Below are 13,717 nucleotides of genomic sequence, written 5' to 3' on the forward strand. Positions count from 1 at the left end.
TAATCTTTCCAATTATCCAAATCCTTTCAATCCAACTACAGAAATCAGATTTCAGATTTCAGACTTTAGACAAATTGATAAAATAGAAATCTCAATCTACAATTTAAAAGGTCAAAAAATGAAAACTTTGCCTGTCATCCTGAGTGATGCGCAGCATTGTATCGAAGGATCAGGCACACCAAATAGTAATTCCGTTGTTTGGAAAGGAGATGACGACAATAATAAATCAGTCAGCAGCGGAATTTATCTTTATTCATTGATTATAAATGGATATCCACAAGTAAGCAAAAAATGTGTTTTATTGAAATAGGGAGAACTGATGAGATACTCTTTTTGCTTAATATTGATTATTGTCTTTTCCTATACCAACTTATCTGCAGATTGGATCGAACAGCAAAAGATTCTTGCTTCAGATGGTTTCACCGATGATTTTTTTGGAAACTCGGTCGCAATAGATGGAGATTATGCAGTTGTTGGAGCTCCAGTAGATGATGACAATGGATCAATATCAGGTTCAGTTTATATATTTAAAAGAATAAATGATGTTTGGACTGAACAAGTTAAACTCACTCCATCCGATGGAGAAGAAGGTGATATATTTGGGAATTCTGTTGCAATTGATGGAGATAATATCATTGTCGGTGCAAATTGGAGCGACGATAATGGTTTTCATTCTGGTTCAGCTTACATTTTCCACAGAAGTGGAAATACCTGGACCGAAGTTACCAAGTTAACGGCTTCCAATGGTGGTGATTGGGATGAATATGGTTACTCAGTATCTATATCAGGTGATTATGCGGTTGTTGGAGCTTATAAAAATGAAGTTAATGGCATTCAAACAGGTTCTGCATATGTATACAAAAAATCAGGCAGAAATTGGTTTGAGCAAACTAGATTAAATTCATTTCATTCAGAAGAGGGTGAATTGTTTGGTTTTTCTGTTTCTATAGACGGCCCATACATTATTGTCGGTGCTTATGACTATGACTATACGGGATTCAATCCCAGTTATATTTTTCACAGGATAGGAGATGTATGGTATGAACAAGCTCATCTTTTACCAGATGATACAGGCGCTTATTGTTTTGGAAAATCAGTAGCCATTAGTGGAGATTATGCCATTATTGGAGCTTATGCAGATAATATTAACGGAACACGCTCCGGGTCAGCATATATATTTCATAGATTAGGAACCACATGGTTTCAACAAATAAAGTTAACTCCTTTAGATGGTTCTCTAAATGATTATTTTGGACTTGCTGTTTCCATTTCAGGCAACAATGCAATAATTGGTGCTCATAATAATGATGATAATGGCTCAAATTCAGGATCGGCATACTTATTCAATCGAGTTGGTTCTGTTTGGTCTGAATCAATGCAGAAATTTACAGCATCCGATGGTGAAGAAGGTGATTTATTTGGTTATTCTGTTTGCATCGATGGTGAAAACGCAATTATCGGAGCAGAATGGGATGATGATAATGGTGTAGATTCTGGTTCTGCTTATTTTTTCCAGAATGAATCATTCGATTTAAGAAGTGATGAAAATCAATTTATTGTAGATAATTTACAATTAGAAAATAGTCCAAATCCCTTCAATCCAACCACAACGATCAGCTTCAACGTACCCCAAACATCCTCGTTTGCTACCATCGAAATTTATAACCTGAAAGGACAGCAGATAAAAGAATTCCGTCATACTGAGCTTGTCGAAGTATGTGGCACACCAAATAGTTATTCCGTTGTTTGGAAAGGAGATGACGACAATAATAAATCAGTCAGCAGCGGAATTTATCTTTACAATTTGGTAGTGGACGGAAAATCGTTAGCTTGTAAAAAGTGTATTTTGTTGAAATAAAAGATAATCTCGGCTTCGTTTCGAATTTTTCGAAACTTCGCTGAGACAAGGAGGAGTAATGATAGCTCTGATAGTAGTAATAGCAATTGTCGTGATAATTTTCTTCAGTTTCATAGGAATTTACAACAGCCTGGTAAGATTGCGCAATCAGGTAAAAAATGCCTGGTCGCAGATCGATGTGCAATTGAAACGCCGCCATGATCTTATTCCCAACCTGATAGAAACTGCCAAAGGCTACATGAAGCATGAAAGAGAAACGCTGGAAAGCATCACAAAAGCCAGAAGTAAAGCCATGAAAGCAGATTCAGTGAAAGAAAAAGCCAATGCCGAAAGTGCTTTGAATGGAGCAATGAGTCAATTTTATGTAGTTGTAGAGAACTATCCTGACCTGAAAGCAAATCAGAATTTCCTGGCACTACAGGAAGAACTTACAGCAACTGAAAACAAAATTGCCTTTTCCCGCCAGAATTACAATGATCAAGTGCTTTTCTTCAACAACAAAATTCAGATGTTCCCTTCCAATATTGTTGCAGGAATGTTCAATTTCCAAACACAGACTTTCTTTGAACTGGAAAATCCTGCTGAAAAAGAAGTACCGAAAGTAGATTTTTCCTGAACCTTGAAAATGGCTTAACCAGAAGCATTCTTACACTTAGCCTTTTCAAGGTCGGTTGGAATTGACTCAAAATGAAATTTGAGTTAAGAACAACCTAATAATACGTGACCATTAACTTTCCGAAGCTTACTTTGCTGAATTTCTTTTGAAGAAGATTCGGAAAGATAATAATTTTGAGAGAAAACTAAAATGGATTTAGTTTTAATAAGTTATGAAAGAATTAAATCGAAGTAAGGAAAATTCCGGTTGGAATTGACTAAGAACAACCTAATAATAACGTGACCATTAACTTTCCGAAGCTTACTTTTCTGAATTTCTTTTGAAGAAGATTCGGAAAGAAATAAGAAGAGAATGTAAAAGAAACCTGAAAAGGATATAGTTCAAAGAAATTTTCCATGAAAGCCTTTTCAAGGTGAATTAGAGGATATATTGATGTGGGAATTAATTCGCGCCAATAAGATTAAATCGCTGGTTTTATTTTTTGTAATGGGAATCTGCCTGTTACTTCTGGGTTATTTTCTGGGAAGTTATTACGGTGGAAATGATGGTGGTTTCTTTGGTTTGAGCCTGGCTTTGCTGATCTGGGGAATTATGTCTCTTGTCAGTTATTTTGGTGGAGATTCCATCGTGCTGGCAATGAGCAAAGCCAAAAAAGTTACAAAAGATGTACATCCTCAACTTTTCAATGTTGTAGAAGAAATGAAGATAGCTGCCGGTTTGCATTCCATGCCGCAGATCTATATAATTCCCGATCCGGCGCCAAATGCTTTTGCGGTGGGCAGAAATCCCGAAAAAGCAGCAATTGCAGTTACAGCCGGTTTGCTGGCCAAGCTTAATCGTGATGAACTGCAGGGAGTTATCGCTCATGAAATGTCACACATTTTGAATCGGGATGTACTTTTTATGACATTTTCGGGAGTGCTGCTGGGAAGTATCGTTCTGCTATCTCATATTTTTTTAAGAAGTCTGTGGTTTGGTGGTGGAAGGCGAAATTCCAGCAGCAAAGGTGGTGGGCAGGCTCAAATGATCGTGATGATAATTGCGATTGTGATGGCAGTACTAGCACCGATAATGGCACGTTTACTTTATTTTGCAATTTCCAGAAAGCGGGAATATCTGGCTGACGCTTCAGCAGTGCGATTGACGCGTTATCCGGAAGGCTTGGCTGCTGCTTTGGAAAAGATCTCAAATTCCACCGAAGATCTGAAAACAGCCAACAAAGCCACTGCCGGTCTTTATATCGCCAATCCGCTCAAGAAAAAAGGAAAAAGATTGCAGAATCTAAGCAGTACTCATCCACCAATTTCGGAACGAATAAAAATATTACGAAATATCTCACAAGGCGCAAATTTCATAAATTATCAAAATGCGTTTACTTCGGTAAAAGGAAGATCGGGAAGAACCAATATCATTCCAGCTTCCAAAATTCACGAGAATCATAATATCCCTCTCCGCGATGCATCCGAAGATGTGAAACCTAAAACCGCAAATCAAAAAGTGCGCGAAACTGGCAACTTGATAAAGAAGCTCAATAACTTTCTTTTTGTTACCTGCTTATGCGGCATGAAATTCAAAATTCCACCCGATTTCAAAAAAACAAAATTTTCCTGTCCGCGTTGTGGAAGAATTAATTGCGTTCCCACAGCAGAACTGGCAACTCTGGCAGGAATTTCGGATGTGATCGAAAAGAAGTAATCGAATAAATATTCAATAATTTAAACCTTCCAGGTTTCTAAAATCTGGAAGGTTTTGTTTTGTCTTTCCGAAACCTTCTCTCAAAAACTCTTTCTGTCGGTTTCGGAAAGTTAATTGCATTCCCAAACCGGAGTTTGGGAACGAGAAGATTGTGTGAAACTTTGGAAACAAGAAATCTATTTTAGTATCTCGATCACTCTTGATCGAGTAAAATTCCGATGCTTAATTTGCATTAAAATTAATGAGAAAAAGTAGTTTGATCGGCCAGATTGGTAAAAAAATTTTGAAACGGAGTTTCGCTGGGGATTGCATTCCCAAACCGGAGTTTGGGAACGAGAAGATTGTGTGGAGTTTGGGAACGAGAAGATTTTGTGGAGTTTGGGAAACGAGAAGAGATCTTAACCTTCAAGATTTATGTAATTCCTTTCCGTAAGCTTCTTTCGCTGAATCTTCCTCGCTGCTTTCGGAAAGTTCAAATCGATGTAAAAAAAACTTTCCGACAGCTATCTCAGAAATGCTGAGAGAAACTGTCGGAAAGAAATCGTTTGTGTACTGGAGTTCAGCTTAAAACGGGACTTCAGAACACGCTAAATTCTCTACGTTCTCAAGTCCAGACGGAACTGAACTCGAGCCAGAAAATTATTTCAAAAGCAGCATTTTCCTGCTTTTATGATAATTTCCAGATTTCATTTTGTAGAAATAAATTCCCGTAGAAACCTGCTTTCCATTATCATCTTTTCCATTCCAAACCACAGAATGCTGACCTGCTGCAAGCTGTTCATTTACAAGCTGTTTAACTCTTTGACCTTTGATATTGAAAATTTCCAGAGTCACAAACGAGGACGTTTGTGCTACAGAATAATTAATCGTTGTTGTTGGATTGAAAGGATTTGGGTAGTTGCCATTTAGTTTAGTCTGCAATATTGGAGTGTCTCCAGAACTTACTGGTAGAAATTCCACGATATTGGAAGCATCTGATTCCAGGCCAGATTGATTTACAGTAGTTACATAAAAACTATGCAGAGCCTGGAAATTGCTGATTTCATAAAGGTAGTTAATTCCGACAGTTTCGCCGATTAGATCGAAATTTGTACCATCCAAAGCCAGATAGATATTAAAATGATCAAAATCATTCATCGCTGGCTGATCCCAGAAAAGTGTAACAGTATCATCAGCATTATCGATGAAACCCAAATTCTCTGGTGCAGGTGGAGTTTGAAGATCCGCTCCATAAGTGATTGTTCCAAAACCATCAGGGGCAAAAAGATTAATGTTTTCCATGGGCCACCAACCGTCAAATCCATGCGGATCGGGAGTGTTGTCATCCAACACAAAGATGGCTAAACTGGATTGATTATCATCGCTGGGATTGATCTCCCAAGCTTCAGTACCAATTGGGATCATGAATTCGTAAACCAGATATCCTTCATCAGCTGAAACTTCCAGTTGCGGATCGGGAAGATAGAAAACGGTTCCCACGCCGCCTGTATCGTAGATCGGACGGAATTTCAATTCGTTGCCGGCAGCATAATAAGCAGCCCAGTAATTTCCTTCATTCGCCTGAATTTCAGGAGCAAAAACACCGTCGTTATTATCATCGATGTAAAGTGCTACTTCATCGTGATCTTCCAAAACTGTGTCGTTATAATTGATATAAGCCACATACAATTCTGTTATCGTTGCATTAGTTTTAAAATAGCCGATAACACTGCCAATTGGTTGGATCGTATTATCATAACTTCCCCAGAAATCGGAAGTATCCATCATAAATGCATCATCCCATTCTCCTGCCGAGATCATTCCATCGATAGTTGGTGTGCTGCCTTCATAAACTTCTATTTCGTTAGCAATAAAACCAGTGCTTATCCAACCTTGAACTTCATTGGAATATGGACTTTGAAAACCACCAGCTAATTCTGCTGTAACTACGTAATAATATTGAATTTGCGGCAATGCTTCATTATCGATAAATACAAGTTCATCTTCACCAACAGAAGCATAGGGAGTTTCTGAATACGGATCCATTTCGTAGCGTTTGCGGTAGATATTGTATCCCTCCACAGTTCCTGTAGCTGGTGCCTGCCAATTCAATTCCACAAAAATATCGCTGGCTTGTGTAGCAGATAAATTCAAAGGTGGAGAACCAAAAGGCTGCATCATAATTTCACCCAGATCGGTAGTTTCTCCTTCATTCACAATTACATTCAAACTGCTGTTTGCCACATATCCCACTTTTGTATAATCTACAGAATAACTGTCGGGAGGAATGTTGTTCAAACTGAAATTTCCATCATAATCTGTAAAAGTATAATAATCGGTCAGTTCGGGAATTTCCACCTTTACTCCGCTGTTATCATCACTTCCCTGCAAATTTACAACACCAGTAATGAAACCACCGCCCAGATCGGAATCGACATTGTACAAAACTCCGCCGCTTCCCATCACACGAGCGTGAACAGCCTTTCCACCAGTGGTGCAAATTGTTCCATCAGGGGAAATATCAACCGAAAACAAGGAACCGGGAGTATCAAATTCGAAAACCGGAATATTGCTTTCCCTGCGAAACAGGAAGAAGTCGGAAGTGCTGTTATCCATCGGTCCGTAGCTGGCTACAGCCAGAAGTGATCCATCATCGGTCAGGTCGACGTCGATCACATAATCTCCCACATTTTCATAAACCCAGATGGGTGTGGGAGAATAATTATTGAAAATATAAATTTGTCCATTATATCCGCCCGTCACAAAAGTAAGCGTTCCCACAGCGATAGTACTGCCGTCGGCAGAAATTGCCATACCACCGATCCAATCGGAAGTTCCGCCGCCATCCACATGAAAATACCAGGCTTCTTCATAGGTTTGAAGATCGTCGTTATATTCGTAGACGTGAACATAACCGCTGTAATCGCCATTTACAATGATCGATGCATCGTGGCAAATTGCCGGTGGATTTTGATTATACTCCGGACCTTGAAAGATCACACTTCCATCCCCAGAATCCAGAACCCACATGTTGCTGTTGCCGCCTCCGTATTGGGTGAAAATCAAAGTGGAACCGTCTCCACTGATTCCCAGAGTTTGTGCGCCGCCTTCAAATCCGGCATTCCAAACCGGATTGGTATCGCCAATATCATAGCATTCCACGTTTCCCCTATCCTGAACAGCATCGTAATATGAAATATAAATTTTATCACCTGCAGGACTCAATTCCAAATCGCCAATCGTGAATCCAATAGAATGCTGCCAGGTAGGATTGGACGAAGATGGATCAAATATTTTAATTGCAGTTCCATCTCCGGCTGCCAGAATGCTGCCGTCTTCCAATTGATCGATGGGATAACCAAAATCCAGATCGCCGACGACATGTTCCCACACAGGAACGGATGAATCATGATAAAGTGATAATCTCTCGGCATTCAAATGCCATTGTACCAAGGAATTCATGGTTGCACTGGAAACTGAAACTTCCCCGGCAATTGCTGAGGGATCGGATGTCTGCCAGTTCAGTTCAACTCGATCATCTCGAGAATCACAAACTGCGGGATCGATTGAATTATTTATATTGCTTGTGTTTTCCGATATTACCTGCATTCCAATTTCGGGTCTGGTGATAATTTGCTGTTGGATTGAAAATAATGTACCAAGTAAAAATAAAATTACAAAAAAACTAATTGTTCTCATTTTTTCCTTCCTTTTTTAAAATCTATCTGAAAAATGTAGTTCGATGTTTTTTCTTGCTCTTTCTATCATCAATGTATGCGCCTTCCTGTTTGTGTTCTTCCTTTACTTTCAGTGCTTCTTCAATGTCATCTGTACGAATGAGAACAATCTCTTTGTTTGTTTTTACCGTGTATCTTTCCTTAAATTTCATGATCGTCTCCTTTTTTTTAAAATTTCTGTCAGTTTGTTATGATTTGGATTTTTCCTTTTTTTGTTTGCGCTTTTCCTTGATCGACAATTTGGGCTTTTTTTTCTGTTCTGTTTTACGGGCATCTTTCGATTTGTGTGTCATCATCTACCTCCTCTCAAATCTTTCACAAGGTAATTTTTTTATTATTTATGTGATTCGTGTCAAATAAATAAATAAAAATCTTAAAAGTTGACTATTCTCGAGGTAGAGTAAAAGAGCTTTTCGTCAACTTGATATCAGCATGCTGTAAATCGAATTTTCATTATTTACCCCTCTCCGGCAACTGCCGGATCTCCCCTCAAACAGGGGAGAAAATTTGGAAAACCCAGATCCAGAGCAGCGAGGAATTCTTTCGATTAAACTTCTTGCTTCGGCATCTCGCCTAGATCGGGGGAGAAAATTTAGAAAAAATCGACGCAGAACATCGAGGATTTTTTTATATAAAAACTTTAGATTTATGCTTTTTGATAGGCTTTTGTGATTCAACCTGGAAGAAAAAAATTCACTGCCCCCTCTCAATCATCGTTGTCGGCTTTTGATCTGTTACTTTAACTCTAAAGAATTTCTGATCTGCTCCCTGGATGAGAAAATCAAAACTTAAGGAATTGGTATTGTGCAGCAGATGTTCGTCATCGCATTCAAAATCCGGAATAGTTCCAGCATAGATTTTATACCAGATTCCGTTTAGTTCTTCATAACTTACACCCTGCCAGGTTCCGCTGGTAACTTCTTCCCAGTTCAATCTGAAACCATTCTCGATTTTGGTGATTTCCACTTCTGTTTCATCGGGTGGAATATTATCGACCGAGTAGCCGGAATCTGCTTCGGAAGCATAATACGTCCAAACTTCGGAAGTATGAGCTAACACTTCGAATTTGCTGAAATTCTGTGAAATATAACTGGAATCGAGCAAGGTTGGCACAGTCACAGAATAGGAAGGATTTTGTAAAGCCGGAATCTGCGTGATGTAAGTCAGAACTTCAACATCCCGCTGCCAGTAATATTGGATTTGGGAATTATCCTGAACTTGAACGAAGATGTCATTTGGATTGAAAAAGATTCTCTCAGTAAACTCATCACCGAATATTTCATCATATCTCCAGATGGAATAAAACAGGATAGGATCGGGAGATGCGCTTATATCGAGACTGCTTCTATTCCAGAAGATCTGAACATTCCTGCCCTGATCATTCGGAAGATCGGTGATGGCTGTGATGAGTGGTGCCAAACTGGGCTGCGATTGTTGAAAAACATATCTGGCAACAAAAACATCGTAACCACTGACGCTGACTAAAACAGTATCATCAAAGAAGGCGGTGTTTTTGAAAGAACCTGCCAGATACGCATTACCGGAGTTATCCAGAGAGATTGCTGCTCCTTCATCCGAGCTGTATCCTCCGGCGCGATCTGCCTGCAGCCAATTTCCCTGCTCATCCAATTTTGCCACAAAAATATCTTCATAACCTGCACTGCTCAATGTATCGGAGCCAAAATAAGCATCTGCTCGAAAAGAACCGGTCAAATAACTGCTCCCCTCGGAATCGACGTCGATACTATACCCCAGATCATTGTCGGTTCCACCAGCTCCGGCTGCCCAGACCCAGTTTCCTGTATTATCCAGTTTGGCTGCAAAAACATCCGAAGCAAAATTACTGCTTCCGGCTGTCGTAAGCGAGATCGAACCAAAATCGGCTGTGCTGCAGAATTTGCCGGTAACATAACTATTCCCGGCTGCATCTGCGGCAATGCCATAAGCGGAGTTTGCATAAAGACCGCCTGCCGAGCTTGCCCAGAGCCAGTTGCCATCGGCATCCAGTTTTGCCGCGAAAATATCCTCTTGAAATCCACCAGCACAAATGATGGAGTAAGCACCAAAATAGGCTGTGAAAACAAATTGTCCGCAAATATAACAATTACTTTGAGAATCTACTGCAATTGCCCGGCTATAATCGTATGAATTGCTGCCGGCAGATGTTGCCCACAACCAATTGCCGTTGGCATCGAGTTTGGCAGCAAAAATATCGCTTGCCCCGCTGCTGATCAGATCAAAACTGCCGAAACTGGCTGCATTTTCAAAAGTTCCCGTCACATAACAATTTCCAGCCTCATCCAGCGTAACATCAGAGCCCGCATCGGAACCAATTCCGCCTGCTTTTTTCACCCACAGCCAGTTGCCGTTTCCGTCCAGTTTCCCCAAAAATACATCTCTTCCGCCATTACCAGTGAGGGAAAACTGACCAAAATCAGCGGAGTTTTCGAAACAGCCTGTAACATAGCAATTTCCGCTCTCATCCGCAGCAATCCCATTACCAAAATCACCAATATCCTGCCCTCCGGCTTGAACTGCCCACAGCCAGTTACCGTCGGCATCCAACTTTGCCACATAGATGTCGGTTCCGCCCAAACTGGAAAGCGCAGCGGAACCAAAATCTGCTGTATAGAGAAAATTTCCTGTGATGTAACTATTCCCCGAGTCGTCGGCAGCAATCGCCGTGCCTTTATCGTGATGATAATCTCCACCGCTTACAGCCCAATCCCACAAATTTTCCTGGGCGGAAAGACAGACAGCAGTTAAAATTAGAAAAAAGATAACTGCTTTCATCGCTTCACCTGTTTTGAAAAAGAACATGATTTTCTCCAGGTTGTTCAGCGTTTTTTTCGACTAACTGAATCCGATAAATCTCCGCTGACTGGTTGATCGCTGACGATGATCCGGAAGAATTTTCTGTTTTCACCGGAAAGATCGGACAGATAATTGGGATTCTGCGTAACGCAGATCAGCGTGGATTCGTCGCAGATAAAATCTGCCTGAACGGAGCCGTATATGAGATACCAGATGCCGTTCAGTTCCGGATAGGAATTACCCTGAAAACTGCCATGGGTCACGGCTGTCCAATTCAAATGAAGTTGCTCATTTTCCACAGTTACATCCAGTTCTGCCACCGGATCGGGAGAGATGTTATCCTTCGAATAACCGGAATCGGGCAAAGATTCATAATAGATGGAAACCGAATCGGTGTGAGCGATCACTTCGAAGGAAGTATAGTTTAGTTCACTACCGCAGGAATCAAACAAGGTGGCGGCAATGATGGCGTAAAGTTCGTTTTGCAGAGCCGGCAGATGATTGATGAATGTGAGCACCTGGCCGTCTTCCCGCTGCCAGAAATATGGCTGATCTTTACCCTCTTCAAAATTCTCCAGCACCAGATTGGGATCGGTAAAAGTATTGGCTTCCATGTTTTCGGTATTTTCTTCATCGAAACGCCACACGGAATAGGTGGTGATGGGAATGGGAGAATGAGGAATATCCAGGCAACTGCGATTCCACAAAACCTGCACCTGCCTGCCTTGATCGTTGGGCACGTCATTCACCGATACAATGAAGGGCAGACGATTGCTGAAATAGGGATAGAAATATCCTGTAAAACCATTGTAATTAGCGCTTTCTCCGCTGCCCTGGAAACCCTGCGCCACAGCAGTAATGATTGTATAAGACGAATTTGTCTGCCTGCCACCGGCAGGAGTGAACAGGCTGCGCTTCAGGATATAGTTAGTCTGAGAAAAAAGTGTGGTCAGCAGCAGCAGCAAGATAATTATGATCATAGTTTTACGCATGCCAGCCTCCTAACGGCAATTGACGAAAACTTTCAGTTTGCCGCTGCCGTTGGCGTTTTCCAGAGCTTTACCTACAATGCCGGTATTTTCGGCGATGGTGATGCCGTTGATCTCTGTGGTGCGCACTTTGCGGGCAACGCCATCTGCTGCGGCAATTGCTTCTCCCACTTTGATGTCTTCTCCGGAAGCGATTTTTACATCTGCCGGACCTAAAACGACCACGGAAAGATATTCGCCAAAACCGGCGCTGCCATCCGCATGACGGAATGATTTTGTGATAATTGTTTCTTCTTCCAGCTCTTCCACTTCTTCACGAATATAAACCTTGTATTGAACCACGCCAAACACGGCTTGTGAATTGCCGGCATTTGCTTTCTGCACATTCACCAGCGGTTCGCTGTCATCTTCGCCCAGCACATTTTGCTGATAGCCGCCGGCAAGGCAGACCAGATCGCCTTTTTCCAAAGCTTGCGAACCGCTGTTATGCACATGCATGCTGATGCTGCGGGTGGTCAGATTGCTGGCAAAAATTTTATCTGAAGTGAATAAACCATATTCATCGTTGGGATCATTTGTGTGAGCAAAAACCCCATAATTTTCAGCTTCAACATGAATTCCATTATGTCCAGCAGAATTAATGATAACGCCATTAATTCCGGCAGATTCTACAAAAACTCCATTATGATCAGCTCTTCCAACATAAAATCCATTACCTTCTGCTCCCGCTACTTAAAAACCATTTGTAGAATAACTTGAAGTTGAAGTTGTGGGAGTACCTGCAGAACCAACATAAACACCTCCATCATCAGCTTTTCCCACATAGAGTCCATGTCCTTCCGCACCAGCTACTTCAAAACCATTTTTAGAATAACTTGAATAATGAGTTGAAGGAGTCCCAGCATTCCAGACATAAACACCATCACCTCCAGCAGAAGAAATACAAACACCATGATCATCCGCTCTTCCTACAAAAAGTCCATTACCTTGCGCTCCCGCTACTTCAAAACCATTTTTAGTGCTACTTGAATTATGAGCTGAAGGAGTACCTACTTCATAGACATAAACACCATCATCTCCAGCAGAATTAATAACAACCCCATCAACCTTCAAGGTATCCGCTTTCACATTGCCGTTCACATGCAGTTGTTCGGTAGGATTTTCTGTGCCAATGCCGACCTTACCTGTATTGCCTTTGATAGAAATACGTGATGCCGGAGCTGTGCCGTTCCAGGTTTGCAGAAACATGCTGTAGGGCGCTCCGCCGCTGCTGGTGGAACCCAGGAAAAGGCTGTTTGAATTATCCGGCAAACCGAGATAGCGGTTACCGCCGGCTGCAAAGGAGATATTCTGAAAGCTCTGGGAATACAGGCTGCCGCTGCTGTTCACATAGAATTTTTCATTTCCGTCACCACCTGCTTGAAAATAATTATCTCCAACAAAATTAACTTGAACACCATCATCACCAGCAGTATAAACAAAAACGCCATCTTCTCCAGTAGTACTAACATAAACCCCATCTTCTCCGGCAGAAGAAACAAAAACACCATGATCATCCGCTCTTCCTACAAAAAGTCCAAAACCTTCCGCTCCAGCTACTTCAAAACCATTTTTAGTGCTACTTGAATTATGAGCTGAAGGAGTACCTACTTCATAGACATAAACCCCATCATTTGCAGCAGAATTGATGATAACGCCATCAGTCTTCAAGGTATCCGCTTTCACATTGCCGTTCACATGCAGTTGTTCGGTGGGATTTTCTGTGCCAATGCCGACCTTACCTGTATTGCCTTTGATAGAAATACGTGATGCCGGAGCGGTGCCGTTCCAGGTTTGCAGGAACATGCTGTAGGGCGCTTCACCGCTACTGGTGGAACCAAGGAAGAGGCTTCTAGTGTCATGTCAAGCTTGACAAGTCGCAAGGGATGAGAATAATTGTCTCACAAAAGTGAGGTGATTATGATAAAGTACAGAGTGACGCTAAGCAAGGCAGAACATGAAGAACTTGAGACTATTGTTAGTAAAGGCA

The 13,717-nt window shown here is 41.3% G+C and carries 10 protein-coding genes; 4 read left to right on the forward strand and 6 right to left on the reverse strand.

Going from position 1 to position 13,717, the window contains the following annotated elements; all coding sequences use genetic code 11:
- The 4 genes from K9N40_11180 to K9N40_11195 all read left to right on the forward strand — a co-directional run.
- Positions 1–310: hypothetical protein (locus K9N40_11180; GenBank protein MCF7815027.1), on the forward strand; the 310-nt coding region annotated here is incomplete at its 5' end.
- 9 nt (positions 311–319) lie between these two features.
- Positions 320–1,858 (forward strand): hypothetical protein, encoded by a 1,539-nt coding sequence (locus tag K9N40_11185; GenBank protein MCF7815028.1) that lies wholly within the window; start codon positions 320–322, stop codon positions 1,856–1,858.
- Positions 1,859–1,916: 58 nt separating this feature from the next.
- Entirely contained in the window at positions 1,917–2,474 is a 558-nt protein-coding gene (locus K9N40_11190; protein MCF7815029.1) for a LemA family protein, read from the forward strand.
- Between the two features lie 432 nt (positions 2,475–2,906).
- Positions 2,907–4,169 carry a M48 family metallopeptidase gene (locus K9N40_11195; protein ID MCF7815030.1) on the forward strand — a complete coding sequence of 421 codons (1,263 nt, stop codon included), beginning with the start codon at positions 2,907–2,909 and terminating at the stop codon, positions 4,167–4,169.
- Positions 4,170–4,808: 639 nt separating this feature from the next.
- On the opposite strand, the gene K9N40_11200 is transcribed toward K9N40_11195, so the two are convergent.
- The 6 genes from K9N40_11200 to K9N40_11225 all read right to left on the reverse strand — a co-directional run bounded on the left by K9N40_11200 (position 4,809) and on the right by K9N40_11225 (position 13,533).
- Positions 4,809–7,847 carry a T9SS type A sorting domain-containing protein gene (locus K9N40_11200; protein ID MCF7815031.1) on the reverse strand — a complete coding sequence of 1,013 codons (3,039 nt, stop codon included), beginning with the start codon at positions 7,845–7,847 and terminating at the stop codon, positions 4,809–4,811.
- A 22-nt stretch (positions 7,848–7,869) separates the two neighbouring features.
- Positions 7,870–8,037, reverse strand: coding sequence for a hypothetical protein (locus K9N40_11205; GenBank protein MCF7815032.1), 168 nt, complete (start codon positions 8,035–8,037; stop codon positions 7,870–7,872).
- A 541-nt stretch (positions 8,038–8,578) separates the two neighbouring features.
- Positions 8,579–10,705, reverse strand: coding sequence for an SBBP repeat-containing protein (locus K9N40_11210; protein MCF7815033.1), 2,127 nt, complete (start codon positions 10,703–10,705; stop codon positions 8,579–8,581).
- A 17-nt stretch (positions 10,706–10,722) separates the two neighbouring features.
- Positions 10,723–11,691: a hypothetical protein gene (locus K9N40_11215; GenBank protein ID MCF7815034.1), complete on the reverse strand. Its 969-nt coding sequence runs from the start codon at positions 11,689–11,691 to the stop codon at positions 10,723–10,725.
- A 9-nt stretch (positions 11,692–11,700) separates the two neighbouring features.
- Complete coding sequence (locus K9N40_11220) at positions 11,701–12,186, reverse strand: hypothetical protein (protein MCF7815035.1); 486 nt, start codon at positions 12,184–12,186, stop codon at positions 11,701–11,703.
- A 234-nt stretch (positions 12,187–12,420) separates the two neighbouring features.
- Positions 12,421–13,533 (reverse strand): hypothetical protein, encoded by a 1,113-nt coding sequence (locus tag K9N40_11225; protein MCF7815036.1) that lies wholly within the window; start codon positions 13,531–13,533, stop codon positions 12,421–12,423.
- Between the last annotated feature and the right edge of the window lie 184 nt (positions 13,534–13,717).

This window comes from Candidatus Cloacimonadota bacterium (genome assembly GCA_021734245.1).
Taxonomy (GTDB): domain Bacteria; phylum Cloacimonadota; class Cloacimonadia; order Cloacimonadales; family TCS61; genus B137-G9.

Bases quoted from the DNA above. Each gene is read 5' to 3' on its own strand.
- K9N40_11190 (MCF7815029.1), top strand. From the start codon at position 1,917: ATGATAGCTCTGATAGTAGTAATAGCAATTGTCGTGATAATTTTCTTC.
- K9N40_11225 (MCF7815036.1), bottom strand. From the start codon at position 13,533: ATGTTCCTGCAAACCTGGAACGGCACCGCTCCGGCATCACGTATTTCT.
- K9N40_11205 (MCF7815032.1), bottom strand. From the start codon at position 8,037: ATGAAATTTAAGGAAAGATACACGGTAAAAACAAACAAAGAGATTGTT.
- K9N40_11195 (MCF7815030.1), top strand. From the start codon at position 2,907: ATGTGGGAATTAATTCGCGCCAATAAGATTAAATCGCTGGTTTTATTT.
- K9N40_11210 (MCF7815033.1), bottom strand. From the start codon at position 10,705: ATGTTCTTTTTCAAAACAGGTGAAGCGATGAAAGCAGTTATCTTTTTT.
- K9N40_11200 (MCF7815031.1), bottom strand. From the start codon at position 7,847: ATGAGAACAATTAGTTTTTTTGTAATTTTATTTTTACTTGGTACATTA.
- K9N40_11220 (MCF7815035.1), bottom strand. From the start codon at position 12,186: ATGCATGTGCATAACAGCGGTTCGCAAGCTTTGGAAAAAGGCGATCTG.
- K9N40_11215 (MCF7815034.1), bottom strand. From the start codon at position 11,691: ATGCGTAAAACTATGATCATAATTATCTTGCTGCTGCTGCTGACCACA.
- K9N40_11185 (MCF7815028.1), top strand. From the start codon at position 320: ATGAGATACTCTTTTTGCTTAATATTGATTATTGTCTTTTCCTATACC.